This window comes from Rheinheimera sp. (genome assembly GCF_037442345.1).
In the GTDB taxonomy this organism is placed as follows: Bacteria; Pseudomonadota; Gammaproteobacteria; order Enterobacterales; family Alteromonadaceae; genus Pararheinheimera.
Genome location: NZ_JBBIQL010000022.1, coordinates 53,697 through 79,722, shown reverse-complemented (window position 1 = coordinate 79,722; position 26,026 = coordinate 53,697). Strand labels below are relative to the sequence as shown.

Here is a 26,026-nt window from a genome sequence, read left to right as displayed (position 1 = left end):
TGACCGTATATCGTTATGATAAACAGCCACTTACACAGAAAATTTTATAGTCTCAGTTTAATATGAGTTCAGCCTCCCTTTTAGCCAATGCAATGTCGCCAAATCGCCCAGATGGATCTGGCGATACTCTTACAAAATAATGCTTTTCTTCCTCGTCATCATACTTAGCTGCATACATTTCCAAGCTGTAAGAACCATCACATGGACCTACAATTTTTATATAAAAATTTCCATTACTTGCTTCTATTCGTATCAATTCAGTCATACATAAATCTCTAGCAGTTAATTTTTTTCTTGAACGAGGCTATAACTTAAAGAAAAGCCCACTCAGTCACAGACTGAGTGGGCCAAGCAAGGGTAAGAACTGCCCCATATGGCTTATAAAGCTATCTTTCCTTTACTTGTTGCAGCAATGCCTCGAAGTACAGAAACAATATATCTTTCCCGTTCTGACTGCTCGCTTTGACAGGCGGTATATAAGGAATGAATTCTTTCAATTTCAGTATTCGTTGCTTTGTTTGCTTCTATTAAAAGCGCTGTGATGTTTGTCTTCTGTCCAATTTCATCAAGTTCCCTTGAAGATATGTCTTTTCCTTCATGGAAGAATGAATAATACGCAAACCAAAATTGAGCTTCAGCGCTGCTTGATTCTGAAGTAAATCGGTAGTCAGCATAGATTTTTTTAAAAAGATGATGGTACTCCTCCTGCAATGTGGGTGAGATGCTATGGCTCTGAGCAAAGCCATAATCCTGAGTTTCAAACAATATCACCAAAAGGTTTAATACCTTCAGATCATCACAAGTACCTTTTGCGTAATCATGAAGATGGCTCTTAAGCTCGTGGACAACAGTTTTTCCAGGATTATTCATTTTACTTCCCTTTCAGTTTCAACGACTCTAACCGGCTATTGACTCTGACTTCGCCAGTTACCCGCACTACACCTGCATTTTGTATTTCCCCATTTTTGGTCTGCACCCATACCTTCCCTTTGCGAAACTCTTTGCTGAAACCAGTGAATGAGCCATCAGACTTCTGGTGGTTGGTCAAAACTTCGTTATCAATATTCGATAGCGACGTCACATCTTCGAACAGATCCGCCATTCTTTTTCGAGAAGAGTCGGTTGCTGGTTTTATATGTCCAGAAGCCTCCCTGAATATGTGGCCGCCGCGTTTCCAGCTAAACGTAGCTAAACCCGTTACAGATGCAGAAAGGTTGAGGGTTGCTAATCCAATAGCCGTTCCTGCTAAGGCACCAACCCCTCTTGCTGTCAAATGCTCAGAATATTCTTCTTTGGAGAGTTCGCCTGACGCCAAAGCTCGAATATCACGTTCCATAGCCATTAAGCCCAATGACTCTTGGCCACTCGGATCCACCTTATTCATCGGATCATTGCCGACATAGGCGTACCAGTTAATGCCGTCTTTGTAGCCCAGCGGGTCGGTTTGTAGAAATCGGCCTAACTTTGGATGGTACACCCGGGCTTTGTAATGGTACAGCTCGGTGCCCGGCAGCAGAATTTGCCCTGTATACCGAAAACGCGCTCCGCTACTATTTATCGGCTCGCCATAAGGGCCGTACTGATGGGTGGTCGTCACTGTGCCTGAAGCGTTTGTTTCAGCAATCACACTGCCGCGTTCGTCGGTTAACAGGTACGAAGGCGAGCCTGTTCCAGACCCTTCAAACCACACCAGCGGGTCGTCACTGCCTGCACCGTGCACATAACGGCGTAATACAGTGCCGCTGCTGTTGTACTCCGCCACCAGCTCATTGCCATCGTAGAGGAAGGTGGTGGCGGTGCCGTTTAAGGTGCTGCTGTTGAGGCGCCCGGTGGCGTCGTAACCCAGGCTTAAGGTGCTGCCGGTTTTAACGGCCGAGGTTAAGCGGTTATGGGCGTTGTAGCTGTAAGTCCAGCCGTCATGGGTGCGCAGGTTGCCGTTATTGTCATAGGTCAGGCTGTTGCTGCCAATATAGCTGTATTGGTTCAGCTCGTTGGCGGTGTAGTAGCTGATTTGCGCCTGAGTGGGAATAACCGTTTGCCAGGCACTGTTGTCCACAGTGCGGTGGTTCAGTTGACCTGCCGGGTTGTAGTTAAAAGCCGTGGTGTTGATGCTGGCATGGTTAAGGTTTTCCAACTGGCCTTTAGGGGTATAGCTCAGGCTGGAGCTCCGGCCATTGCCACGGGTGATGCTGCTTAACTGCCCAAATTCGTTGTAGCCATAGCTGACCAGGGTGGAGGAACCATTCAGTTGAATGGCGGTTTGGGCCCCATCCGGGGCGTAGCTGTAGCTGAGATAGATGCCATCCGGAAAGGTTAGTCGCGTGCGCTGGTTGGTCAAGGCGTTGTACTGGTAACTCAGGCTACGGCCATTGGTGGTGCTTTGTGCCACACGGCCAGCCAGGTCGTACGCTGTGGCTACGGTCTGGCTGCCGCGGCTGACCAGCGTCTGGCGGCCCAGGCCGTCGTAGTCATAGACAATATCGCTTTCACCGCCGACATAAGTACGGGTGACATTCAGCAGGCCGTCGTACTCATGGCTGATTAACACACCGTCCCGTTTACGCAGGCTGTACAGGGTGCCGTTGGCGTTGTAGCTGTTTTCTTCATAGCTGCCGTCGGCAAAGGTGGTGCGTTTGAGGCGGTCAAAACCGTCGTAGCTGTAGCTGGTGGTGTTGCCACGGCCGTCAGTACGACTTTGCACCTGACCGTTCGGGGTGTACGACATGGCGACATCCACCGCTTCGGCGCTGGTGTTAAAGGCGGTGAGAATTTGGGTTTCCCGCGACAGTACGTCGTAGCTGGTTTTCACCACCCGGTCGTCACCAAAGTTGCCCGAGATATACAGGCTGCAGGCGTCATTCGGCAGGGCGGCGAAGTAGTCTTTGTTCATGCGGGTGGCGCTGCATGCCAGGCGGTTGCGGCTGTCGTAGCTAAATTGCTGCACCGTTAAAGCGGTGCTGCCGACAATTTGACTGATTTTGGTCACCAGGCCATTGCTGTTAAAGTCTTTGCTTTCAATCAGGCGTTGGTCTTCAAACACAGGATTGGCAGCACCGTCCACATAACCCGTGACAGTTTGGTAGACCTGGTCATCCTGGTTGCGGTAGCTGAAGTAGTTAGCAACACGTTTACCTGCTTGGTTTTTTTTGCCGACTTCCAAGGTTTTACGGCCAATGCTGTCGTAATAGAAATACACCGCATCGTCGGTGCCTGTGGCAGGGCCATCGGCAACCGTCTGGCGGCCAGCGTTGTCGTAGGAATAACTGGTGACCTGGCTGAAACTATTCACCCCATTGCTTTTTGTTTCTGTCGCCACCAGGGCGGTGTTGTTCCAATAGGTGTATTTGGTGACCTGTTCATGCTGGGTGCCGCAGGTGCTTGGGGTGCAAACCGACACTTTGGTCAGGCGCTTGAAGCCTGCCAGATTTTCATAAGTGTAAGTGGTCAGGCGGCGCTCGCCATTGTCCCCTACAGGTTCGCGTTTGGTGTGAACAGCTCCGGTGTCGGCATAATAAGTGTAGTCAGTGGTATTGCCTGAGCCGTCGGTGATGCTGCTGGGGCGAAAGCAGAGAATATCAAGGCAGGCACTGGCGCCAGGGTAAATAGCGGTTTCCACAATATCCGCCTGACCAGACCCTGGTTTGGCCACCTGACGTTTTTGTGTGATATTGCCAAATTCGTCGTAGCTAAACTCCAGCCGGTTTTGTTCCGGGTAGGTTACTTTCTGTAACCTGTCCCCGGCGGTGTATTCGTACAAGGTGCTTTGGCCCAAGCCATTGGTGTCTTTGGTAATTCGGGCTCTTTGGCTTTTCACGTCACCATAAATTTGCAGGTCCAGCATCCGGCTGTAGCTGGCCGGGCCGCTAATGGTCACTTTGGTGAAAAATTTGCGTGGGTCTGGGCTGCCCGTGGTGGTGTAGCTGTAACTGTAACTCAGGCCATTGTTGGTGACCGAAGTGGCAAACAGGTTATGGCTTTGGCCTGAGTAAGTCAGTGTGGCGGATGAAACTTGTTGGCTGCTGCTGCCATTGCCGGGCAATGTCAGGCTGAAATTGCCACTGGTTTCATTGCCTCCCGAGGCGCTGGCGTAACCGCTGTAGGTCCAGCTGCGGCCAGATAAATCGGTCACTGTGCCATTGGTGCCATAGGTGTATTTGGCCAGAGCAACGCCTGGAGTTGAGGTTGTGCTGAGGGTGGCGGTTTGCAATCTGCTCCAGCCATTTGTACCCGTAGCCAGGTCATTCGACATATAGGTCAGCGCAATTTGGTACCCCAGGTTTGACGTGATAAGGGTTGGGCGATGAAAGGTGATCAGCGAGTTGACACTGGCGTCAAAGCCTTTGTCGTAACTGATGTTAATGGTTTCGCCGTCCGGATAATAAATGGCGGTGGCGTACCAGGTTCCTTCTCTGTCTTTTGCCACAGCTGGGTTGTTGGCGTAGCTGATAAAGGATGAATTGGAGTTATATTGCACCCTAATGCCTGTACTGCCTTGGGTGTAGATAAAGCTGGACGAGGCGTTGGTTACAACTCCGGAAATTTTTGAGCCCGTAGTAACAGTGGATTCACAGATGTCCATTTTACAACTGAACTGCTCTGAGGTATTGCCACCAAAAGTCACCGAAAAGGTTTGAAAGCGTTCGGTGTAGCCGCTGAAAAAGGCGCCGCTTTTATACAAAACTCCGGTCATTCTGGAATCAAAGCGTTGCAGCGACTCCAGAGAAAGCCGTGGTGCTGCCGGTACACTGAGTACCGGCATTTGAGGGTGAAACTTGCCGGACAATAAATCAATTTGGTTAATGTCTTTTTCAACGCTTAAGGGTTTTAACAATGGCAGCGCTTCTTCGGCCTGAGTTAAAAAGGCGCTGGCCAGGCAGCATAACGCCAGGCCCGTTCGAATTCTAAACATGGTGAGTATTCCTTTCACTTCATTCCTGGGATCAGTTTTGAATGCCGTTGACCTGGATGATTCGGCCATTGGACGTAGATAAACCGTTGTTATGGCACCAGACCACTACGGCCGTGGTTTCTGGCATCAGTACGGCCTGGCTGCCAGATGTTGGCAGGTTTGGATAGGCGTTCGGATCGCCACCGACAGCAATAGAGCAGTGGGTGGAGTTGGTTGACGTCCATTTAATGGTGGCTGGAGCCCATTGTTTGGCCACTGACGCTGGGGCACTGAATGACGAAATCACCGGGGTATCAGGGATTGGCGTATTGGATGTGGCAATGCGGTTATTGGCTTTGTCCAGTTTGTAATACACAGTCGCCGCCGCAGATGCGTTGGAAACCTCAATCAACCGCCCTCTGGCGTCATAAATATGTTGGGTTGTATTGGCATAGGCTGCTGTGCTGAAGACACAAAGTGCGGGTAGCCAAAAGTGTCGAATGGTTTTAAAGCAAAACATAGGGGCTCATTCCTCCTTGAACCTTATATCGGGAAGAATGATTTTGCGTTGAAAATTTTTTATTGTAAATGGATTTTTTACAGGAACATCAGGGCTGCTTTGCAGCCCTGTCAAGTCGTTATTAAGGCAGTGTCGCTTCCAGCGTCAGGGTTAAGCCTTCGTTTTGTTGGTCGGCTTTGGCGCTGGCGGTTTTGTTGCTGTAATGGGCTTCAATCAGGAATACACCGGCTTTGGGTGGGGTGTAGCTGAACTGGCCTGAGGCGTCGGTTTTAAACTCGATGCGGCCGGCCTCGTCGCGGTAACGTTCGCCTTCAGTGGAGACATCCAGTTCGACCCCTGCAGCAGGTTTGCCGTCAACCAGAAAGGTAAAGGTCACAGCTTCACCGGCCACTATGTCGGCCGGGTGCACAGAACTCTTAAACTCCAGGCCCTGGTTGCTCAGCTCCAGCACTTTATTGCTTGGCTTATTCACGGTAATAAAAGACACAGAGCGGTTGCGGCTTTGCATGGTCACCACGTCAGTGGCATCGGCTGGCAGCTCTTTGGCGCGGCTTTCTTTGTCGGCCATCAGGCGCTTGCGTTCGCCCTTTACTTTATAGGCGGTGAAATAACGGGCCGGGCCTGCCAGTTCCAGCCGGTAGGTGCCTTCCTGCGTCAGCTCTACATCCACCTGGGATTTACGCTTGCCCTGGTATTTGTGCGCAATGGTTTCCACCTGGCCTTGTGGGTTCACCAGCCGCACATGGTCTGGTGACACGCCTTTGTCGGCGACAAAGGTCATGTTGGCGGCAGACAAGTCGGCCGACACCCAGCTGCCGGTTTTAGACAAGACGAAATGGCTTGGTACCAGCCATAAAGTGTGGGCTGAAACCGCAGTTGAGGCGAGCAGCAACGACGCCAGAGCAAAATTTTTCATGGGCTTAATCCTTGTTGAGTTGAATGGTTCCCAGCTCGATGCTGGCAGGAATTTCGAGTTTTACCGGCTGACCATTCCAGTCAAATTCCTGTTTGGCCAGGTTACGTCCGCCTTGTTCGCGGGCCGCCTCGACCAATAACAGGTATTTACCTGGTGCCACTGCATGGCCTTTGTCGTCTTTGCCGTCCCAGCTCAGCTTGTACTGGCCTGGGCCTTTGGTGGCGCCGGTGTTGGCGTCAACCAGGGCTTTGTCTGAGCGGCCTATTTTGCGCCAGAAGCGGCGTAAATCTTTGATCCAGTCTGGTTTTTCCACCCAGGTCTGGATCAGCCGTACCGGCTGCTGCTGTTCGTTTTCAATCCAGACTGCCACATAAGGTCTGTGGTAGGTCCCGGTGTCGATGGCCGGAATTTCCAGCTGAATTTGCAGTTCGTTCGCGCTTGCCAGGCCAGCGCTTAACGCCAGAGCCAGCAGCAAAGGTTTGAGTTTCATAGCATATTCCTAGTTCTTTAAGTGCGAGTTAATGCAAAGAGGCGATATAGGCCACCAGTGCCAGTACCACACCCGCCACGGCCGTGGCATTACCAAAATCACGTTGCGATGGCTGACGCCACAGCAGATAAAAACCCGATAGCGCAAATAAAATGCAGGCCACGGCGGTCAGGTCAATCAGCCATTTCCAGCTGTCCCCGGCGTAGCGGCCTTTGTGTAAATCGTTGGCCAGCGCCAGATAACCGCCAAATTCAGTGTCAATTTCGGCGCTGCGGTTTTCCAGGTCGACCACCACTGAGGCATAACCGGCCGGGCGTTTAAAATCCAGCTCCAGCACAGCGTCGTCCGGCATCAGGTTCAGGCTGTAACCGCCTTTGAGCTGATACTCAGTGCGCAGCCAGTTCACATAAGCCGCTACTGCGCTGGCTTGTTCGGCTTCATTCAGCGCCAACAGATCCGGCAGGGTATCCGGTAGTTCCACGTTGAGTGATTCTGTGGTTTTGCCCGCGTTCAGGGTCCAGTTTGGGTGGTTCAGGGTAATGCCTGTGATGGCAAAAAACAGCATCAGTACCAACACCAGCATGGCACTGTAGCTGTGTAACCAGCGCATCCAACGGGCCCAGCTTGAGGTTCTCAACAGCATTCTCCAAAAAAATTTGTTTGCATGTTAATGAGAACGGTTCTCAATGACAAGCAGGGGGCGGCAAAATCCAGCGGATTTACGTCAAATTTACACAACAGCCATAGCTATTTGAAAATAGTTATCAAATGCGGTTGATCTTGAAATAAGAATGGTTATCATTGTGCGCCTTTACATAACTTAACTCAAATAAACCCAAACCCTACGGATAGGAGTCCGCTGTGCTGCAATACCGCCCTGCCAAACTTACGTTAGCGCTTCAACTTGCCTTTACCTCTGCTGCTGTTTTGGCTGATAACACCAGCAAAACGGCCGAACCTGTTGAAGTGATAGTAGTGACTGCGTCTGGTTTTGAGCAAAAGCTGGTGGATGCACCGGCCTCTATTTCTGTGATCAGCAACGAAGAGTTGAAGAACAAACCCTACACCACCCTGCTGGATGCAGTGCGTGAACTGGAAGGGGTGGATATAGGTGAAACCCGTGACAAAACCGGCCAGGGCACCATCAGTATGCGTGGCATGGGTGCGGATTACACTCTGATTCTGGTGGACGGCAAACGACAAAATAACCACGGCGACATTTACCCGAATAACTTTGGTGGCAACCAGTTTGGCCATATGCCGCCGCTGGAAGCCGTGGAGCGTATTGAAGTGATCCGTGGCCCTGCCTCGACCTTGTATGGGGCAGACGCTATGGGTGGGGTGATTAACATTATCACCAAAAAAGTAACAGACGAGTGGGCTGGCTCGGTGGGACACAGCCGTACCCTGCAAACTGATGATCAGTACGGCGAAGACATTACCACTGACTTTAATGTCGCTGGCCCGTTGATCCCTGGTGTGCTGGGAATGTCCGTCCGTGGCAGTGCCTATAACCGTATGGCATCCAGCCCGGCTTATGCGTCAGTGGCGTACCCCAATGGGGAAGTGCGTGAGCGTTCTCTGGGCTTTGGTGCCGGTGGCAAAACTGTCGATAACGACAACGAAGTATTGGGTGGCCGGTTAAGCTGGACGCCAACAGACAACCAAAGCATTTGGTTTGACATTGAAAGCTCCAATCAACAATACGACAACACCCCTATTATCAACGACAACGGCAGCCGCGAGTACCCGGTGGGCACAGTGGATAACATTACCAGTATCTGGCAGGCCGGTAATTTCTGCCTGGGCGCTGCTGGCAACAACCAAAACGCCTGTCGCACCAATGGTGGCGTCTGGTCACGCCGGGCCAACCCTCAGGTGGGGTACAGTGAAACGCAGGAATTCAGCCGGGATACCTGGTCACTGAGCCACGAAGGTAAGTGGGATTTTGGTAACAGCTTTGTGTCTTTGGCTTATGTCGACACGCAAAACCATGGCCGTACCATGCCATTTACCACGGCAGAACGGACCTTGCTGCTCAGCATGTTTGACGGCACAGGCCCGTACGCCGGCATGTCAGCAGAGGATCGTCGAGCTTTGGCGGAAGACACCTTCCTGCCACGGCCAAAACGGAAAATGTCCAGCAACCAATATACGCTGGATGCCAAGCTGGATATGCCTTTCGAGCTTGCAGGCCAGCATGTGCTGGTGACCGGTGCTCAGCTGATCCGTGGAGAACTGGAAGACGGTGTGTTCGGCATGGAAAGCGGGACTCCGGGCCAGGTGCAGGAACACAATATGTGGGCTGTGTTTGCCGAAGATACCTGGGACCTGACGGAAGCCTTTTCATTAACCACAGGGTTGCGGCATGACGACCACCAGATCTTTGGCAGTCAGTTAAGCCCGCGTTTGTATGGCGTCTATACGCTGAGCGACGCCTGGACCCTGAAAGGTGGCGTGGCCACCGGCTACAAAACACCAAAAACCTCGCAGCTGTACCCTGGTATTGTTGGTTTTGGTGGCCAGGGGACATCGCCGCAGTTTGGTAACCCGGACTTACAGCCCGAAACCAGTGTGTCGAAAGAAATTGCGCTGTACTGGAATGGCACCGGCAACCACAACCTGAATGTCACCATCTTCCAGAACGACTTTGATGACAAAATTGATTCGCAGCCATGCGGCCCGACCACCAGCATCACCTGTGCCAGCACAGGGGACTACGCCGATCTCGGGTATGCGACCAGCAGCAAAACCGTCAATATCGACAAAGTGACTATTCAGGGCGCGGAGTTAGCCGGCCGCTGGCAGATGATCGATGTGTTGGCCCTGCGTGGTAACTACACCTACACCGACAGCGAACAAAAAAGCGGTGCGGAGAAAGGGTTGCCTTTAGGGAACAGCGCCAAACATATGGCCAACCTGACGCTGGACTGGGCGGCCACAGATTTACTGAATGTCTTCCTGACGGCTGAGTACCGGACTAAACGTTACCTGTCGTGGGACGCAGTGGCGCAGCAAGAGCGTTATTACAAAGCCTACGAAGTGGTTCACTTAGGGGCGTCCTACCGCGCCAGCGACGCGGTCACTTTAACGGCCCGCATCAACAACCTGTTTGATCAGGAGTTTACCGGCTACGACATCAGCTTTACGGAGTGTGATTCCGGTTCCAGCTGTGTGCTGGACAGCACGGGTGAAAATGGCTATCAGGCCACCTTTACCGACCACTTTAATAACAAAGACAAAGCCCGTAACCTCTGGTTCAGTGTGAATGTCACCTTCTGATCTGCTGTTCTCGCAATAAAAAAGCCGGGGGTTCCCGGCTTTTTCATTGGTGCTTCCGTTATGATTTTTCACTAAGGCCATGCTTCGGTATCAGGGCCATAGACCCGCAGGCAAGGGGCTTGTTAAGCTGGGGCAACATTAGCCAGGGACAATTCCAGATGAAGACGTTGATTTCGCTCCTACTCAGCCTGACCGCCAGCGCCGCGCTGGCGACCCCGATACCGCAAAACCCCGTGCAGGTGAATGACAAAGCCATGTTGCAGATTGTGGCGGCCGACGCCCAGTTTGAACTGCTGGCGGAGGGGTTTCGCTGGGCTGAAGGGCCTGTGGTGGACCCCAAAACCGGCGACCTACTGTTTTCTGACGTGCCGGAAAACAAAGTGTGGCGCTGGAGTGAGCGGCCAGAGCACCGGGGGCTCAGCCTGTATCTGCAGCCTTCAGGTTACAGCCAACTGACTGACGAGCCTAACCTGGGTGAGGGGTCCAATGGTCTGATGTTTAACCAGCAGGGGCAACTGGTGCTGGCACAACATGGTGACAGACGGCTGGCGCTGCTGACCGGTGTGAACAACGGCAAACCCCAGTACCGCACGCTGGTGACCAGCTACCAGCAGCAATTGCTGAACAGCCCCAATGATGTCGTGCAGCATCAAAGCGGGGCTTATTACTTTACCGACCCACCTTATGGCTTAAAAAATGGCGATGACTCGGCGCAAAAACAGCTGAAATTCAACGGGGTTTACCGTTACCAGTCCGGAGAACCGCTGCAGCTGTTAAGCGACGCGCTGACCCGGCCCAATGGCCTGGCCTTCTCCCCGGACCAGCAGTTTCTGTATGTGGCGAATTCAGACCCGCAGGCGGCGCAGTGGTGGCGTTTTGCGCTGAAGCCAGACGGCTTTGCCGGAGCGGCGGAACTGTTTTTCGATGCAACAGCCAAAGTAGCCACTGAAGCCGGTCTGCCGGATGGCTTAAAAGTGCTGAAATCGGGCCACTTGCTGGCGACAGGGCCAGGTGGGGTGTGGGTGTTTGACCCTCAGGCCCGTCATTTGGGCACCATTCGCACTGGTGTGGCGGCAGCCAATGTGGCCCTGAGCCCGGACCAGCGCTGGCTTTATGTGACGGCAAGCAGCTATCTGCTGCGGATCCGGCTGCAAGCGCAGTAAAAATGTTTAGTTATGTAAATCTGTTCAAGGCTTGTACCGCACAGCATTAAACTTGGCAGATGATGAAAGAGGGAGTCCGCTGTTGCACCATATTTTATTAATTGACGATGACCGTGAACTGACCTCCATGCTCAGTACTTATCTGCAGCGCGAAGGTTTTCAGGTGGAAGTAGCCAATGACAGCCAGTTGGGTCTGCAGCGGGCAACAGTACCAGGTATTGAGCTGGTGGTACTGGATGTGATGATGCCGGGGCTGGATGGTATTTCCTTGCTGAAACAGCTGCGTCAGACCAGCCAGTTGCCCGTGCTGATGCTGACCGCTAAAGGGGATGACATTGACAAAGTACTGGGGCTGGAGCTGGGAGCGGATGACTATGTGGCCAAGCCCTGTTTACCACGTGAGCTGATGGCGCGTATCCGGGCTATTTTGCGCCGGGTGCAGCAACAACAAAGCAGCGGCTCAGAAGAGCTGAAAGTGGGGCCTTTGCAGTTGGATTCGGGTAACCGCCAGGCGCGGCTGCATGGCGAGCTGCTGAACCTGACCGGTGCCGAATTCAGCGTGTTGTGGGCTTTGGCTGCGCAGGTGGGCAAAGTGGTCAGCAAGGCCGAATTATCACAGGCCGCGCTTGGCAAAGTGCTGACACAGTACGACCGCAGCCTGGACGTGCATATCAGCAATATCCGCCAGAAACTGGGAAAAAGGCAGGATGACCAGCATTGGATCAGTGCTGTGCGTGGCAAGGGTTACCAGCTGATGCGGCACGACTGAAATGGGGCAAATTTTCTGGAAGTTTCTGCTGGCCTTTTGGGTGGCTTTGCTGCTGGCCGGGGCTTTGGTCTGGGGCGCCGGGCAGGCCAGCCAGTACTACTCTGAGCAGACCACCGGCAGCCAGCCTATTGTGGTGACACCACCGATGCGGATAGTGCTGGAGTCGATGCAAATTTTGTTGCAGGAGCAGGACTTCCGGGCACTGGAAGTGGTCATGACCCGCTGGGACCAGGAGCCGATGGCGAGGGACAGGGTGTTGCTGGTGAATGCGCAGGGACAGGATTATCTGAACCGTGCTGTGCCGGACAACTGGCAGGCATTATTGCAGGCGCAGCGCAAACTGATCCCTCAGGATGAAAAGAATGACTGGCTGTTTTTACTGGAGCCGCGGCATGACTCGGTACTGGAGTGGTTTAAAACCATTCGTTCGGCTGTCGAGCGGGAAGGGGGACCGATGCACCGGCCACCACCCACTGCCGGCATGCCCATTGAACGGCCTGGTTTGGGGGCCGGATCCGGCCGGTTACCGCCAAACCCGGATGAACGTATCCCATTTAAACCGCCTTTCTGGTGGCACCCACTGTTTCTGGTGGCGGCTGTGGCTCTGACCAGTCTGGGCGTCAGCCTGGCGCTGGCCTGGTATTTTGCTTCCCCGGTATTGCAGCTGAAGCTGGCGTTGCGCTCTTTGGCGAAAGACCGCTGGCTGACCCAGCTGGGGCCCAAAGTGACAGGACGGCGCGATGAATTTGGTGCCCTGGCCCGCAGTTTTAACCTGATGGCGCAAAGTGTGGAGCAGGCTATCAGCGGTCAGCAACGGCTGATGCACGACGTGTCGCATGAACTGCGTTCACCGCTGGCCAGGCTGCAGCTGCTGGTGGCGCTGGGCAAGCAAACGCCGGAGGAAACACCGGCTTTGCTGGATAAAGTGGAAGCCGAGACCCTGAAGCTGGACCGGTTGGTCGGTGAAATTCTGACCTTCTCCCGGTTGGACAGTGGTGCCATGCCAGTACAGCCCTATGAGCTGGACTTCGTTGAGCTGGTGGAGTCGGTGGTGGAAGATACCCAGCTGGAAGCGCAGGCCAAACAGGTGCGCTTCACCACCGACTTGCCTCAAACATTGTTACTGACCAGTGATGGCGATCTGCTGGCCAGGGCGCTGGAAAACCTGCTGCGTAATGCAGTGAAATTCAGCGCTGAAGCGGGCCGGGTGGATGTCTTGCTGTATCAGGACGGGCCTTGGGTGGTGCTGGAGGTGCTGGACCAGGGCCCCGGCGTTGCTGAGGCTGATCTGCTGAAGTTATGCCAGCCGTTTTTCCGCGCGGACAACCAACACCCTGGAGTTGGCCTGGGCTTGTCGATTGCCCGCCGTGCCATTGAAAGCTGCGGTGGTCAGCTGGAACTGCGCAACAGGCTGGACGCCGCTGGCCACAGATGCGGGTTTTGCGCCTGCATCCGTTTGCCGCTGCGCACTTAGTCGGTCACCCTGGGGATAGTGACAGTCAACTGCAGGCTGGCATCGCCGGCAGTTAAGGTCACAGTGGCAGAATCCTCCGGGGCCCCACCTGAGACGTTGATATCCAGCGTACAGCGGCCTGCACTGTTGGTTCTGCGATCGGCGCGGCCTGCGCAGTTGGCGCCAACAGAAACCTGCAAATTGGCCAGGTTTCGGGTGTAAGTCACCACATCAGTGAGTTCCATAAAGGGCAAGGCAATCTGATTGGCGTCCTCCAGCTGCAGCTGTATGGTGCTGGTTTTACTCAGTGTGGTGGCGTCAGACGCTAAAGATGCAGGCATCAGGTAGCTGAAACAGGCCTGATTATCTATGGTCGTTGCCCCTGTACCGCTGGCTTCGGCCACTATCCAAACCTGTGAAGACGCCGCAGGTTGTTGTCGTACATCAACACTGGCGGGCAGGCAGCCATGCAAAATGCTGTTGCTGTTCGCCGGGTATGTCAGATAAAAGCTGGCGTTGCCATCCACTGTTACCGCCTGACCACTGACCAGGGTGCCTGAGTTGCCGGTCTGTCCGGACACCTGGGCACCCAATAAAGACGCACCAATCACATACTGCAAACCGTTGCTGCTGTGCTGGAAGGCTTTATTCACCTGAATTCTGCTGCTTTCTGTCGGCGCTGCGCTGACAAAGCGGCTTTTATCTTCGGCCTGGGCATTGAGCACCAACACCCTGTCCTGCGCCTGAATATAACGGCTGGTGTTGTTGCGGTTGATCACTGCGCTTTGGAACAAGGCATTACTTAAGTCGGTCAGGCTGGCCTGGCCCTGAACTGTACTGGCCTGTCCGTCTGCCACGCTGGTGCTGAAGCCGTAGTGAATCACCGGGTCGCGGTTAGACAGCAATACGCTGTCAATGACGCCAAGGTTGACCACTGTGCCATCGGCCACAGGGTTGCCATAGCGGTCAGTCACCAATAAGCCACCCTGACGGCGATAAATGCCATTGCCAAGGTTCTGCCCTCCGGCATTGACCGGATAACTGAACACAATACTGTGCGCTGGTCCCGAGGCAATACTGATGGCCGGCAAGGTGGCGTCTATCGCCGGGCTATAGGGCTGGCCCTGATCGTTGAGTGCTTCCGCCTTCAGTTCAATAACACCGGGTAAACGCCCGGAATTCAGCGTCACAGTGGCAATACCGCTTTGTGTGGCCAGTTCCAGGGTATTGGCATGCCGCACCACTTCACCTGATGCCTGCCGGCCCGATAAAGTTTCGCCACCATTGGGTGAGGTGACCAGAGTGACCCGCACATTATTGATACCTGCAGGTGCATCTTTGGCGGCCGCTCCGGAGGAGGTCAGCAAGCGGATAGTGATAGCGGCACTTTCTGTCTGGCTGACGCCACTGACAAAAAGAGCGGTTTCTGAACTGCTGATGGTCAGGGCGGTCGGGGCTGGTAACTCTGGTTGTACGGCCTGCCCTTGAATGGTGACTGTTGCTGTCTGTTGCACGCCATTGACATAGGCGGTGACTGTGGCTGTACCGGGCTGATTGCCTGGGTACAGTTTCACCGAAGCCTGGCCGCGTTGACTGCCATTGTCTGTTTTGATGGTGGTTTGGGTCAGGTTGCTACCCGGACTGAAGCTGCCCAGTGTGGTGGAGAACTGCACAGCGGCATTCGACAGAGCGTTACCGTCCGAATCGGACACAGTGACTGTGAGTGTGACAAAGCGGTCAGGGTAGCTGGTATCAAGACTGCCTGAAGACAACGTCAGGCTGGAGACTGTAGAGGCTTCGTCCGTGCGATCCGAAGAACAGGCGACTAACAGACAACTTATAGCCAGGCACAACAGCCAGTGGCGCCAGCGGGAACTCAACATCATCATAGTCCTTTGAATGGATGGGTAAATTGATCAAATGCCGCCAATTAGTTTACTGAGCTTGTTCCGGTTTGTATATGCAGTTGCAGACCGGTTACGCCCCTGTCAGCTGGTATTTTTCCAGCCGGTATAAAAAGGCTTTATAGGGCAAATACAGCAGTTTTGCGGCCTGGGTTCTGTTGCCGCCACAGCGCTGCAGGGCCTGTGCCAGGCAGTTGCGTTCAAATTCTTCCCAGTTCAGCCCCTGGTCCGGCAACACAAAACCACTGGTGGCTGTGGTGCTCCACTGCAAGCCCGCCACCAGCTCGGCTTCGTCCTGCAACAGCACAAAACGTTCAATGCAGTTACTCAGTTCCCTTACATTGCCCGGCCAGTCATAGGCCATCAGCTGGCGCAGGGTGGCTGGGCTCAGGCCTATACCGGCTTGCTGATAACGCTGTTGGTGCAGTTGCAGGAAATGCTGGATCAGCCGCGGAATATCTTCTTTGCGTTCACGCAATGCTGGCATATGCACTGGCACCACATTGAGCCGGTAATACAGATCCTGACGGAACAGTCCTTTGGCCACCGCGTCGGCCAGATGACGGTGGCTGGCGGCAATCAGCCGGACATCCAACTGAATTTCCTGATGGCTGCCCAGCCGTGTCACCCTGCCCTCCTGCAGCACCCGCAATAACTTCGCCTGCAGCGGCAATGCCAGTTCGGCTATTTCATCGAGAAATAAAGTGCCGCCAGCCGCGGCTTCAAATTTACCGCTTTTGCTCTGGGTGGCACCGGTGAAGGCCCCTTTTTCGGTGCCAAACAACTCCGCTTCGGCCAGTTGTTCCGGAATAGCCGCACAGTTCAGCGCAATAAAAGGGCCATTGGCTCTGGGCGATAACTGGTGCAATGCCCGGGCGGCCAGCTCTTTGCCTGTGCCACTTTCGCCACTGATCAGCACTGTGACGTCACTGCCGGAAACCCGCTGGATGCGCTGAAACAGCTGTTGCATACAGGGGGCCATGCCCACCAGTTCAACCAGTTGCCTTTGTTCTGACAATTGGGATTGCAGAGTGCTGTTCTGCTGGCGCAGGGTTTTGGCCCTCAGCCCCTTGTCGACCGCCAGCAATAACTCCTGCCGTTTAAAGGGTTTGGCCAGGTAATCATCGGCGCCGGCCTGCACTGCTTCAACGGCATGGCTGACCGAACCGTAAGCGGTGGCAACGACGAAACCAATGTCAGGCTGGTAACGCCGCACATACTGCAACAACGTCAGCCCGGTCAGAGAGCCAAGCTTCCAGTCACTGAATACCAAATCAACCTTGTGCTGTTTCAGCTGCAGGATCGCGCTTTCCACAGAATCAGCTTCCAGTACCTGATACTGTTCGGCCTGCAGCAACTGGCAGAGCAGGCTCAGTTGTTGTGGGTCATCTTCGACCAGCAGCACCACTGCATGTTTCATAACTGTGCTCCACGGCCAAACCACAGCTGGGCGCAGCAGCCGCCTCCGGCTTTGTTGTGTAAGGCCAGATCGCCCTGATAATAACGGCGTAATAACCGCTGGCAAATATACAGGCCCATACCTGCACCTTCCGCTTTGCTGCTGACATGAGGCTGAAACAGACGTGATGCGATATCCGGGCTCAGGCCGGCACCCTGATCGTCAATAAAGAGGGTCAGCTGAGTGGCACTGGTCTGCGCGTAAACCCGCACCTGCCCCGCAGGCGGGCTGGCTTCGACCGCATTGCTGACCACTGCATGCAGCAGGCTACGCAGTTCAGTCTCTGCACCTGTCAGCTGCAGCTCTGGAGCCAGCTCCAGTTCGAAGCGGACACCGGACGCGGAAAATTCCAGGGCTAAATCCTGCATCAAGGCCAGCAGCGATACCGGCTGACTGCGGTCAATCTGGCCACAGCTCAGGGTGAGCAGGGCTGTCAGAGTACGGTTGATATGCTGCACTTTTTGTTCTGCCAGTACCGCCAGTTTTTGCGTCTGGCTGTCGGGGTGTTGTTCGGCCAGCTGTTCAATGGACAGGGCCAAGGTATGCAATGGATTACGCAGGGCATGCACCAGACCCCGGCTGATTTCACCCAGCTCAATCAGGTGTTGCTGGGCTTGATGCAGTTCGGCCTGAGCAGCGGCTGCCGCCAGTTGCTGGCTGGTCAGGTTAAACTGTTGCTGCACATAGCGGTAATCGGCCAGGCCCTGCACTGGCAGCTGTACGCCCAGTTCACCGGCTGCCAGTTGGCGGAAACCTGTGATCAACTGCTGCAGCGGCGCGATAAACTTGTGGGCCAGCCATAACGCCAGTAGCAATGCCACCAGGCTGCAGGCCAGGATCATAGCGATGCTGCTGTGAAACAAGGTCTGAGTCAGCGGTGTGGTCCGCAATTCTTTGTGCAGTACCCTGAATTCAGCCGGGCCGCCATTTTTTTGCACCTGGGCCAGTTGTTGCTCCATTTTTTGTTGCAACTCGTGCAGATCGACGGGGTCGGCCTGTGTGGTCACCACCCGGATGTTTTTTTCCTGTTCAGTCCACTGGGCTTCGGTGGGAGGGCTGGCCGCAGCAGGGGGGCCGAATTGCTTGGAGGTGGCCCGCAGCACCACTCGGGTCAGCTCCTGGCTTTGTTGCAGAATTTCGCGTTCTATCCGATCGTTTGACCAGTAGATCAGCCCAATCTGACAAAGGGCCATCAGGCCGAACAAACCGGCAATTCCCAGACTCAGTACCCAACGAATCGACATAACTTTTTCCTGCAACAGCCTTCAGAACACAGACCGGATTCAAGCTTTATGCCAGCTTAGAGTATGACTATTTGCAAGCAAAGCAATATGTTAGGGCTGGGCTTCTGAAGTGCTGCTGTCGGATTTCCTTAAATCAGCAAACCTCTGTGCTGATTTCGGCATTAGTGCCGGTGGGTTGTGGACGTTAATCTGGTTAACTTTATGAATATAAACAATTTTTATCTGTGGCATGGATCTTTAATAACCCAGAGCCCAACCAAAGGAGAACGACAATGAAACTGATCTATGCCCTGATGACCAGCGCTGTGCTGGCCAGTACTGTTGCTGCCGCTGACCAACAAAAACTGCAGGTGACCCGCCAGGCCGACACGGCCAGGGTGATATGGCTGCAGGATGGTCAAAGTCAGACCATTGAACTGAGCAAAGAGGATCTGGCCGACAAAAACCGGCTGGCGGAGAAACTGGCGGTTTTGCCTGCCAACAAAAGGGAGGAGCTGGTGCAGATGCTCAGTGGTGATGGGCTGACTGCCATGCAATGGTCACCGGAACTGGCCGGAAAAGGCGCTCACAAAGTGCTGGTTAAAAAACTGGATGCTGAAGGCCAGTCAGAAAAACGGGTGATCAAAGTGATTGATGCAGGCGACCATGCAGACGTTGAATTTGAGGTGCTCAAACAGCTGCTGCAGGACAGCCAACTGAGCAAAGAGCAGTTGCTTGAACTGCAAAAGCTGCTGGATAAAAAGTTCTGAACTGTCAGTTTGCCTGCAGTGGTAAGGACGTCATCAGTGCAGGCAAAAAACGTTTCGGGTCCTGCGGCACACTGCCCAGCCAGATCTCAAAATGCAGGTGGGGTCCAGTGGCCCTGCCTGTTGTTCCGACCAGACCAATTTGCTGGCCCGCCTGCACAAAATCACCCATTCGCACATCCAGACGGGATAAATGGGCGGACAGGCTGGTCAGTTTGTCACCATGTTCAATCAGCACCGCATTGCCAAAAGCCTCATTCAGGCTGTAGTTGTCGGCGCTTAACACCACGCCGGAGCCGGCTGCATACACCGGAGTGCCCGCAGGTGCGGAAAAATCCAGGCCATGGTGTTTGCGGCCACGGGTTTTCACCACATAGTTGGCAAAACCTGAACTGATACGGGCTCCTGGCAACGGATGGACAAACACTACAGGGCCGCGGTCTGGTAACAGTGATGGTGCCTCAGGCACTGCCAGCTCAGGTGGTGTTGGGCTACTGCAGGCGGCCAGCATCACTGCGGCCGCCAGGCCCGAATACCGCACGAATTTCAACGCTGTCACTCCAGGTTAATTTTGCTGCGGAGCTGTTGGGCTCTGTCGGGTGGCATAACGGTTTTTCCCGGCCGTCTTGGCCTGGTACAGAGCTTCATCGGCCAGTTGCAGCAGTGACACAGCGTCCTGCTCCTGATCCGGCTGAATACAGGCGATGCCGGCAGAAACCGTGACCACACTGCCAGCTTTAGGTTTGACATGAGGTATGGCGATGTCCTGCACCTGCTGGCGGATTTTTTCCGCCACCAAACAGGCACCAGTGGCGTCGGTGTTTGGCAACACCACCACAAATTCTTCGCCCCCATAGCGGGCCCCCAAATCGGCCGGCCTGAAACAGTTGGCCTGAATGATCTGAGCTATTTTCTGCAACGTGACGTCGCCTGCCACATGACCAAAGGTGTCGTTGTAGTGCTTAAAGTAGTCCACATCAATCATCAGCAGCGACAAGGGGGTTTGTTCCCTGGCGGCGCGTTTCCATTCAGTTTCAATGTATTCATCGAAATGCCTGCGGTTAAACAGGCCGGTCAGCGCATCGGAGCGCATCAGCTTTTCCAGCTGCAGATTGGTTTCGAGCAGTTGCTGCTGACTGCTGCGCAGCGCTTTAAACATCTCGTCCCGCTGTTTTAAGGCCAGATAGGCTTTGGAGTGGTACCGCAGTCTGGCCAGCAATTCAACGGCATCAGGCAGTTTAACCAGGTAGTCATTGGCACCGGCGGCAAACGCTGAGCACTTGACGGCTGGTTCATCCTTGGCCGACAGCACAATCACTGGGACATCTTTCAGCTCGTCCTGGATCTTGTAACGCCTCACCAGATCCAGGCCATCCACTCCCGGCATCACCAGGTCCTGCAGAATCACAGTGGGTTTAATTAACAACGCAGTTTCCATCGCTTTGTCGGCGTCAGAACAAAAGTGGAAGTCGATGCCGTCCTGGTTCAGCAACATCCGGCGAATAATTTCACCAACCAGCGCCTGATCGTCAACCAGCAGCACCATGGCGTTGCTGGTTACATCGACAGATGGAAGGGGCGTTCGGCTATCAGTAGGCACTGCTTTGGTCTCCTCTGGGCTCACTTCGAGCACAATTGAATCAATCGGGCGGCTATTTTGTCGAGAGCTAACACTTCACTTGCGGCTTTAATGTGGACTGCCGCTTTGGGCATACCATACACCACACTGCTGGCCTGATCCTGAGCTATAGTTGGCCAGCCCCGCTCTTTCATTTGCTTTAATCCTAAAGCACCATCTTGTCCCATGCCAGTCAGTAACACACCAATGGCGCGTCCTTGCCATTCTTTACTCAGACTGGAGAAAAATACATCAATGGAGGGCTTAAACAAACTGTCTTCCGGTTGCTGGCTGAGTTGCAGCCGGCCCTCTTTCGACATCAGCAAATGAGCTTCTGCTCCTGCCACGTAAATCACGCCGGCAGCTAATTTTTCGTTGGACCGGATCAGCTTTACTTTGAGCGAGGTGGCGTTTTCCAGCCATTCTGCCATTCCGGCACTAAAGCGGCCGTCTATATGTTGAATAATGACCACAGCGGCGTTGAAATCCTGTGGCAAGGCTTTGATCAGTTCAAACAAACTGCTGGGCCCGCCGGTGGATGCACCTATGGCGATCAGCACCGGTGACTCCGATGCTGGCTGTTGAGGCTTTTGTCTTTGAGGATGCAACACACCGAACTGACGGATTTTTTTCAGCAGCAGGCCGCTGTTCTGACCACCCGGCTCGAGCGCCACATAGTCTTTGGCCCCAGCACCCAGGGCGGCAAACACTGCCTTGGTATGGTCCGCACCGTCGGTCGAAAATAACAGGACCGGGCATGGCAGGCTCTGTAACAACTGCTCCAGCTGGGACGGCAGCCAGGGTTGATGCAGTTCCAGCAGCAGCAGGTCCACCGGGTCGGATGCACAACGCTCAATTGCTTCAGCACAATCTCTGGTGTGCCAGGCGACCAGATACAAACCGGCCAGAGTGCGTTCCAGCCGGGCATTTTCTTTGCTGTGTTCGACCAACAATCCGAGTTTCATTCTTTGGCAGCACCAATCAGCAGCCGGACCGCTTCAATTAAGGATTCATCATGGAAGCTGGATTTGGCCAGATAATAATCGGCTCCGGCTTCCAGACCCCGGTTTTTGTCTTCTTCCCGGTCTTTATAAGACACCACAATGACTGGCAGGCGGTTTAGGCGGGCGTCCGCACGGACCAGTTTCACCAGTTCAATGCCGTCCATTTTCGGCATATCAATATCCGTTACCAGCAGGTCAAAAGGTTCGGCCCGCAGCATGGTCCAGCCTTCGAGACCGTCCACCGCAACGTTTACCTGATAGCCCTGGTTACTCAACAGTTTACGCTCCAGCTCCCTCACTGTCAGTGAGTCATCCACCACCAGAATTTTTTTGCTGCTCTGTTCTGCGGCTTTCTGGCTGAAGCGTAAATTCTGGCCTTGCTTCAGTTCAGTCTGGGCACTGACCAGCACATCGTCGACATCCAGGATCAGGGTGGGGGAGCCATCGGACAACACGGCGCCTGCCATGACGCCTGAGATCCGGCCCAGCCGGGGGTCCATATGCAACACGACCAGGTTTTGTTCACCCAGCAGTTTGTCTGCTACCAGGCCAATTTTCCGCCCTTTGTCCTGCAGGATCAGCACAGCCAGGTTGTCGGACTCTGTTGGGGTTGTGCTGAAACCAAGCAACTGGGATAACGGCAGCAGCGCCACGGCATCGCCCTGCCACCATAAGTGTGGCCGGCCTTCCAGCAGGCTGATGTCGTCCGGGCTCAGATGCAGCATGGTTTCAATCCTGGGCAGCGGCACGGCATACAACTCGTGTTGCAGCTGCACTATCACTGAACGGATCACAGACACTGTGACAGGCAGACGCAACAGGAATGTGCAGCCTTGCCCAGGGTTGTTCTGCAGTTCAATATCGCCGCCCAAGGCTTTGATATCGTGCTGCACTGCGTCCAGACCCACTCCCCGGCCAGAGACGGCGCTGACCTGTTTGGCCAGGCTGAAGTCCGGTAAAAATAAAAAGGCCAGCAGCTCTTCTTCATTCATCTGCGCAACAGCGTCCGCGTTGGACAAGCCGCGGCTGAGGACCCGTTGTTTAATTTGTTCTGTATCGACTCCGCGGCCATCGTCACTGATTTCCATAAACAGAAATCCGGCAGAGTGCCAGGCCTTCAGTGCAATGGTGGCCAGCTCAGCTTTGCCTTTTTCCTTGCGTTGCTGCGGTGTTTCAATACCGTGATCGACGGCATTACGCAACAGATGAACCAGCGGTGCCTCCAGTTTTTCCAGCATGTCCCGGTCGACCGAGGTGGTTTCTCCGGACAGCTGCAACTGCACTTGTTTGCCCATAGCGGAGGACAGCTCATACACCATGCGGGCTTTGCCCTGGAACAGGTCACTGAAGGGCCGCATCCGGCAGGCCAAAGCGGCGTCGTACAGGTTCTGGTTCAGTAACAGGCTTTGCCAGCTGTTTTCATCGTAGTGTTGCAGGCTGCTGTTGACCTGAGCGGCGGTGTCGGACAGCAACTGGCCCAGATCGGCCAATGCCGTATTGAAATAATCAGGCAGTTGCTGCTCCACCAGTTTATCGCGTACGGCCTCCAGCATGCGTTTAGCCTGTTGCTGTTTTTTCTTCAGCCGCATCAATTGCTGGGTAAAGTGCTGTGAGTTTTTCGATAACACCAGAGAACGGCTGGCTAAATCCAGCAGCAAATCCAGCCGGTCTGAAGACACCCGTACTGTGCCGGACCGTTTCTGTTCGTCCGCCTGAGTCTGCCTGGGGGGCTCAGCACAGTCCAACGGAGGCAACTGCACAGCCGCTGTTTCAGGCTCGGCCACCGGCTGTAGCGTCTTTTCGATGGGGTGCAGGCAGTCTTTCAGTTGCTGGATAAGGCTCGCCAAACCTGGGACTGTGCTGCCCTGAGCCAATTGCAACAAAGCCGCTGAACCCTGCATCAGCAATTGGATCTGCTGCGGGTTCAGCAGCACCTGGCCACGCATGGCCAGCACCAGTAATTCTTCCATTTCATGGGCCAGATCGGCCGCTGCATCCACACCGACCAGACGGGCCGCTCCTTTAATGGAATGTGCGGCCCGCATGCAGCTTTCCAGCTCGGCCGGGCTGGCCGGGTGCGTGGATAAGCGGATCAGGCCCTGGTCCAGGGATTGGGTCTGAGCCTGGGCTTCGAGCAAAAACAGTTCAAGTAACGAGGCATTCTGAAACTGATCGTTCATTGCAGTTCCTCCAGCATGGCCTGCATCAGGGCCTGGGAATCCAGCAGGGTCAGGTCCAGCTGTTGGTAACGTCCTAAGCCCAGCGTCAGCTGGCTCAGCAATTGGTCGGAGCTATTTGGTTTCGTCAGCCAGAAACCGGGTTCCAGTTTATGAATACCGAGGATCTCGTCTGCCTGGCTGACCAGGTGGCCGGAGCTGTGATTCAGCACCAATAAACGGGCCTTGGCAGCATCAGTGCCTGTTTCGTCTATCTTCAGCATTTTATGCAGCGACACCCAGGGCAACAGCTGGCCCCTGACATTACAGACCCCAAGCAAAGTGGCGCTGTGGCGGTTGGGAACTTTGCGCACCGGCACAGGCGAAATAATGAAATCCAGAACGCGGCTGGGCAGCGCAAACCACTGGGCGCCGAGCCGGAACAGCAGATGCTGTGTGGCATCCGGGTTCTGCTGGTTCACCTCAGGCGCTTCGGCCTCTGGCGCATCAAACCAGGACAATGGCTGAAACTGATCACGCAGCCGGGCCGCTGCGTCGGCAAAGACTTCGCAATTGCGGCAATGGGTATGACGCCGCAGTTTGTCGCAGCTGCGATCGCCCTGAATTCCTATGGTTTTCCAGCACGGATCCAAAACGTTTTCCTGTTCGGTGGAGAAAAAGGCGTCCATGGTTATTTCCTTGGGGTCAGGCGCTGTTCAAAACGTTCCGCCGCCGCATGATCGTTTTGGGCGCGTAATAAGGCGGTCAGTTGTTTCAGTGCCTGCGTATGTAAGGGTTCAATATACAGAGCTTTGCGGTAATACATCTCTGCATTGCCTTTTTGATCCAGACTGTCTGACAACAGACCCCATAAATAAAACAGCCGGGCCGACGGGCCGAGCTCTGTCAGAGCCTGTTGGCACAACGCCAGGGCTTGGGCCAGTTGCCCCTGATTGGCCTGTTGTTCAATGTCCTCCAGCAGACCGGTACTTTTCTTCACTGGCACGGCTTGAGGTAACACCTCAGTACGGCCAGGTGTCTGTCTGCTGCCAGCTGGTTTCGCAGCAGTTCTGGCGCTTTTATTCAGCACGGAGGCGCTGACAGCCACCGGCAAGGGTTTGGCAACTGCGGCCTGCCGGTTTTTTTCCTGCGGGTTGGCAAAGGCAAAACTGTCGCGTTGTGTCAGGCTGGTCATACCGGCTTTGAGAAAAGCACCGGTTTCGGCCGGACCGGAAAACAGGTAACCGTCAGGCAGCATCAGTTGCCTTAACTGCCGGACTGCTGACTGCTGAGTATACGGATCGAAATAAATTAACAGGTTGCGGCAAAACACCAGATGGTATTTTTTCTGCGGCAGAGTGCTGCTGTCCAATAAGTTGCCATAACGGAAGCTGACGCTTTGGCGGAGATCCGGATGGATCTGATACTGACCACCCCGAGCGGTAAAATAGCGCTCTTTCAGACCCGCCGGGCAACCACGGAACGAATAATCCCGAAACAGCCCCTGCTCAGCCTGCGCCAGCACTTTGGTGTTGATATCCAGGGCATCAATCTGAAACTGTTGCGGCTGATAGCCCTGCTGCATCAGGGTGATCGCCAGTGAATAGGGTTCTTCGCCTGTGGAACAGGGTAAACACAACACAGACAACCTGGCTGGCGACTGGCGGGTCAGCAGATGAGAGGCCAGCTCAGCAACCAGACGAAACGATTCGGGGTAACGGAAAAACCAGGTTTCAGGCACCACCATGGCTTCTACCAGCGAGGTCCACATCGGCTCTGACACTGGCAATTGTTGTTGGTAGTCTGCCAGATTACAGCTGAATTTTTGCAATTCAGCTGACAGCACCCGCTGCAGGGTCTGCCGCCCGACAGAGCGGATATCCATGCCAATGCGTTGTTGCAACAGTTGTTCAATCAGCACTGTCATGGCCACAACCTCAGCGCTGAGCTGGTGGGAATAGCACCTGCTGGACATCAACAGGCAGCAGATCAGCCAGCCGCACCTGCTGGATCAGCCCCAGCCCTTCATGCTGCTGCACCTGTCCCAGATACTGGTGGTCCGGCAGCAGCAGCCTGCTGTCCTGCCACAGTTGGTCCGTCAGACGCTCAAAACGATGCACCTGCTCCAGCAGCAAGCCTAACAACTGCTGCTTGTAATGCACTAACACCAGCCGGGTGCTGGTTTGCCAGCCTGCTTCCCGCTGCAGCAGCCGCTGGTACAGGTCCAGTACTGGCACAGTACTGCCCTGATAATGCAGCAGTCCGGCCACCCAGTGTGGTGCCGCCGGGCATTGTTTCAGCGCAGGCCGGCGCAACACCACCTTGATCTGCGCGGCTTCAATGGCATACAGGTCATGCTGCAGACGAAATAACAAATGCAGGCTGCTGCTTGTTGCCGCAGGGGGGATCATGAA

22 protein-coding genes are annotated in these 26,026 nt (G+C 54.4%); 5 read left to right on the top strand and 17 right to left on the bottom strand.

Annotation, left to right across the window (positions count from 1 at the left end; all coding sequences use genetic code 11):
* Positions 1-52: 52 nt before the first annotated feature.
* The 7 genes from WKJ04_RS14240 to WKJ04_RS14210 all read right to left on the bottom strand — a co-directional run bounded on the left by WKJ04_RS14240 (position 53) and on the right by WKJ04_RS14210 (position 7,457).
* The gene (locus WKJ04_RS14240; protein ID WP_337881024.1) at positions 53-265 is read right to left on the bottom strand and encodes a hypothetical protein; all 213 of its coding nucleotides are present in this window, start codon (positions 263-265) and stop codon (positions 53-55) included.
* A 113-nt stretch (positions 266-378) separates the two neighbouring features.
* Positions 379-870, bottom strand: a complete 492-nt coding sequence (locus tag WKJ04_RS14235) for a hypothetical protein (protein ID WP_337881023.1) — start codon at positions 868-870, stop codon at positions 379-381.
* Between the two features lies 1 nt (position 871).
* On the bottom strand, positions 872-4,909 hold the full coding sequence (locus WKJ04_RS14230; protein ID WP_337881022.1) for an RHS repeat-associated core domain-containing protein: 4,038 nt from the start codon (positions 4,907-4,909) through the stop codon (positions 872-874).
* A gap of 31 nt (positions 4,910-4,940) precedes the next feature.
* A complete protein-coding gene (locus WKJ04_RS14225; protein WP_337881021.1) occupies positions 4,941-5,300 on the bottom strand; it encodes a hypothetical protein in 360 nt (119 codons plus the stop codon).
* A 229-nt stretch (positions 5,301-5,529) separates the two neighbouring features.
* Positions 5,530-6,324 carry a DUF4198 domain-containing protein gene (locus tag WKJ04_RS14220; protein WP_337881020.1) on the bottom strand — a complete coding sequence of 265 codons (795 nt, stop codon included), beginning with the start codon at positions 6,322-6,324 and terminating at the stop codon, positions 5,530-5,532.
* A 4-nt stretch (positions 6,325-6,328) separates the two neighbouring features.
* Positions 6,329-6,814, bottom strand: a complete 486-nt coding sequence (locus tag WKJ04_RS14215) for a DUF2271 domain-containing protein (protein WP_337881019.1) — start codon at positions 6,812-6,814, stop codon at positions 6,329-6,331.
* A 28-nt stretch (positions 6,815-6,842) separates the two neighbouring features.
* The gene (locus WKJ04_RS14210) at positions 6,843-7,457 is read right to left on the bottom strand and encodes a PepSY-associated TM helix domain-containing protein (protein ID WP_337881018.1); all 615 of its coding nucleotides are present in this window, start codon (positions 7,455-7,457) and stop codon (positions 6,843-6,845) included.
* A gap of 218 nt (positions 7,458-7,675) precedes the next feature.
* Here WKJ04_RS14210 and WKJ04_RS14205 point away from each other — a divergent pair, with 218 nt between their 5' ends.
* The 4 genes from WKJ04_RS14205 to WKJ04_RS14190 all read left to right on the top strand — a co-directional run bounded on the left by WKJ04_RS14205 (position 7,676) and on the right by WKJ04_RS14190 (position 13,502).
* The gene (locus WKJ04_RS14205; protein ID WP_337881017.1) at positions 7,676-10,096 is read left to right on the top strand and encodes a TonB-dependent receptor; all 2,421 of its coding nucleotides are present in this window, start codon (positions 7,676-7,678) and stop codon (positions 10,094-10,096) included.
* A gap of 158 nt (positions 10,097-10,254) precedes the next feature.
* Complete coding sequence (locus tag WKJ04_RS14200) at positions 10,255-11,259, top strand: SMP-30/gluconolactonase/LRE family protein (protein ID WP_337881016.1); 1,005 nt, start codon at positions 10,255-10,257, stop codon at positions 11,257-11,259.
* Between the two features lie 82 nt (positions 11,260-11,341).
* Entirely contained in the window at positions 11,342-12,028 is a 687-nt protein-coding gene (locus WKJ04_RS14195; protein ID WP_337881015.1) for a response regulator, read from the top strand.
* Between the two features lies 1 nt (position 12,029).
* Complete coding sequence (locus WKJ04_RS14190; RefSeq protein WP_337881014.1) at positions 12,030-13,502, top strand: HAMP domain-containing sensor histidine kinase; 1,473 nt, start codon at positions 12,030-12,032, stop codon at positions 13,500-13,502.
* Here the strand turns inward: WKJ04_RS14190 and WKJ04_RS14185 are convergent.
* The 3 genes from WKJ04_RS14185 to WKJ04_RS14175 form a co-directional block, all read right to left on the bottom strand.
* Positions 13,499-15,364: an invasin domain 3-containing protein gene (locus tag WKJ04_RS14185; RefSeq protein WP_337881013.1), complete on the bottom strand. Its 1,866-nt coding sequence runs from the start codon at positions 15,362-15,364 to the stop codon at positions 13,499-13,501. The two genes, WKJ04_RS14190 and WKJ04_RS14185, sit on opposite strands and share 4 nt — an antisense overlap.
* A 94-nt stretch (positions 15,365-15,458) precedes the next feature.
* Positions 15,459-16,805: a sigma-54 dependent transcriptional regulator gene (locus tag WKJ04_RS14180; RefSeq protein ID WP_337881012.1), complete on the bottom strand. Its 1,347-nt coding sequence runs from the start codon at positions 16,803-16,805 to the stop codon at positions 15,459-15,461.
* Positions 16,802-18,088, bottom strand: a complete 1,287-nt coding sequence (locus WKJ04_RS14175) for a HAMP domain-containing sensor histidine kinase (protein ID WP_337881011.1) — start codon at positions 18,086-18,088, stop codon at positions 16,802-16,804. The genes WKJ04_RS14180 and WKJ04_RS14175 overlap by 4 nt, the downstream gene beginning before the upstream one ends.
* A 272-nt stretch (positions 18,089-18,360) precedes the next feature.
* On the opposite strand from WKJ04_RS14175, the gene WKJ04_RS14170 reads away from it, so the two are divergent.
* A complete protein-coding gene (locus WKJ04_RS14170) occupies positions 18,361-18,837 on the top strand; it encodes a hypothetical protein (RefSeq protein ID WP_337881010.1) in 477 nt (158 codons plus the stop codon).
* Positions 18,838-18,841: 4 nt separating this feature from the next.
* Here the strand turns inward: WKJ04_RS14170 and WKJ04_RS14165 are convergent, their stop codons facing one another.
* From WKJ04_RS14165 to WKJ04_RS14135, 7 genes are read right to left on the bottom strand one after another with little or no spacing between them, the layout of a single operon-like run.
* A complete protein-coding gene (locus WKJ04_RS14165; RefSeq protein ID WP_337881025.1) occupies positions 18,842-19,375 on the bottom strand; it encodes a M23 family metallopeptidase in 534 nt (177 codons plus the stop codon).
* 24 nt (positions 19,376-19,399) lie between these two features.
* Entirely contained in the window at positions 19,400-20,434 is a 1,035-nt protein-coding gene (locus WKJ04_RS14160) for a diguanylate cyclase (protein WP_337881009.1), read from the bottom strand.
* Between the two features lie 20 nt (positions 20,435-20,454).
* Positions 20,455-21,417, bottom strand: a complete 963-nt coding sequence (locus WKJ04_RS14155; protein WP_337881008.1) for a chemotaxis protein CheB — start codon at positions 21,415-21,417, stop codon at positions 20,455-20,457.
* Positions 21,414-23,636 (bottom strand): hybrid sensor histidine kinase/response regulator, encoded by a 2,223-nt coding sequence (locus WKJ04_RS14150; protein ID WP_337881007.1) that lies wholly within the window; start codon positions 23,634-23,636, stop codon positions 21,414-21,416. The genes WKJ04_RS14155 and WKJ04_RS14150 overlap by 4 nt, the downstream gene beginning before the upstream one ends.
* Positions 23,633-24,301, bottom strand: coding sequence for a chemotaxis protein CheW (locus WKJ04_RS14145; protein ID WP_337881006.1), 669 nt, complete (start codon positions 24,299-24,301; stop codon positions 23,633-23,635). Before WKJ04_RS14145 ends, WKJ04_RS14150 begins: the two co-directional genes overlap by 4 nt.
* A 2-nt stretch (positions 24,302-24,303) precedes the next feature.
* On the bottom strand, positions 24,304-25,539 hold the full coding sequence (locus tag WKJ04_RS14140; RefSeq protein ID WP_337881005.1) for a CheR family methyltransferase: 1,236 nt from the start codon (positions 25,537-25,539) through the stop codon (positions 24,304-24,306).
* Between the two features lie 10 nt (positions 25,540-25,549).
* Positions 25,550-26,023, bottom strand: a complete 474-nt coding sequence (locus WKJ04_RS14135) for a chemotaxis protein CheW (RefSeq protein ID WP_337881004.1) — start codon at positions 26,021-26,023, stop codon at positions 25,550-25,552.
* Positions 26,024-26,026 lie beyond the last annotated feature (3 nt).

Bases quoted from the DNA above. Each gene is read 5' to 3' on its own strand.
- WKJ04_RS14240 (WP_337881024.1), bottom strand. From the start codon at position 265: ATGACTGAATTGATACGAATAGAAGCAAGTAATGGAAATTTTTATATA.
- WKJ04_RS14235 (WP_337881023.1), bottom strand. From the start codon at position 870: ATGAATAATCCTGGAAAAACTGTTGTCCACGAGCTTAAGAGCCATCTT.
- WKJ04_RS14230 (WP_337881022.1), bottom strand. From the start codon at position 4,909: ATGTTTAGAATTCGAACGGGCCTGGCGTTATGCTGCCTGGCCAGCGCC.
- WKJ04_RS14220 (WP_337881020.1), bottom strand. From the start codon at position 6,324: ATGAAAAATTTTGCTCTGGCGTCGTTGCTGCTCGCCTCAACTGCGGTT.
- WKJ04_RS14215 (WP_337881019.1), bottom strand. From the start codon at position 6,814: ATGAAACTCAAACCTTTGCTGCTGGCTCTGGCGTTAAGCGCTGGCCTG.
- WKJ04_RS14210 (WP_337881018.1), bottom strand. From the start codon at position 7,457: ATGCTGTTGAGAACCTCAAGCTGGGCCCGTTGGATGCGCTGGTTACAC.
- WKJ04_RS14200 (WP_337881016.1), top strand. From the start codon at position 10,255: ATGAAGACGTTGATTTCGCTCCTACTCAGCCTGACCGCCAGCGCCGCG.
- WKJ04_RS14190 (WP_337881014.1), top strand. From the start codon at position 12,030: ATGGGGCAAATTTTCTGGAAGTTTCTGCTGGCCTTTTGGGTGGCTTTG.
- WKJ04_RS14185 (WP_337881013.1), bottom strand. From the start codon at position 15,364: ATGTTGAGTTCCCGCTGGCGCCACTGGCTGTTGTGCCTGGCTATAAGT.
- WKJ04_RS14180 (WP_337881012.1), bottom strand. From the start codon at position 16,805: ATGAAACATGCAGTGGTGCTGCTGGTCGAAGATGACCCACAACAACTG.
- WKJ04_RS14175 (WP_337881011.1), bottom strand. From the start codon at position 18,088: ATGTCGATTCGTTGGGTACTGAGTCTGGGAATTGCCGGTTTGTTCGGC.
- WKJ04_RS14170 (WP_337881010.1), top strand. From the start codon at position 18,361: ATGAAACTGATCTATGCCCTGATGACCAGCGCTGTGCTGGCCAGTACT.
- WKJ04_RS14155 (WP_337881008.1), bottom strand. From the start codon at position 21,417: ATGAAACTCGGATTGTTGGTCGAACACAGCAAAGAAAATGCCCGGCTG.
- WKJ04_RS14150 (WP_337881007.1), bottom strand. From the start codon at position 23,636: ATGAACGATCAGTTTCAGAATGCCTCGTTACTTGAACTGTTTTTGCTC.
- WKJ04_RS14145 (WP_337881006.1), bottom strand. From the start codon at position 24,301: ATGGACGCCTTTTTCTCCACCGAACAGGAAAACGTTTTGGATCCGTGC.
- WKJ04_RS14140 (WP_337881005.1), bottom strand. From the start codon at position 25,539: ATGACAGTGCTGATTGAACAACTGTTGCAACAACGCATTGGCATGGAT.
- WKJ04_RS14135 (WP_337881004.1), bottom strand. From the start codon at position 26,023: ATGATCCCCCCTGCGGCAACAAGCAGCAGCCTGCATTTGTTATTTCGT.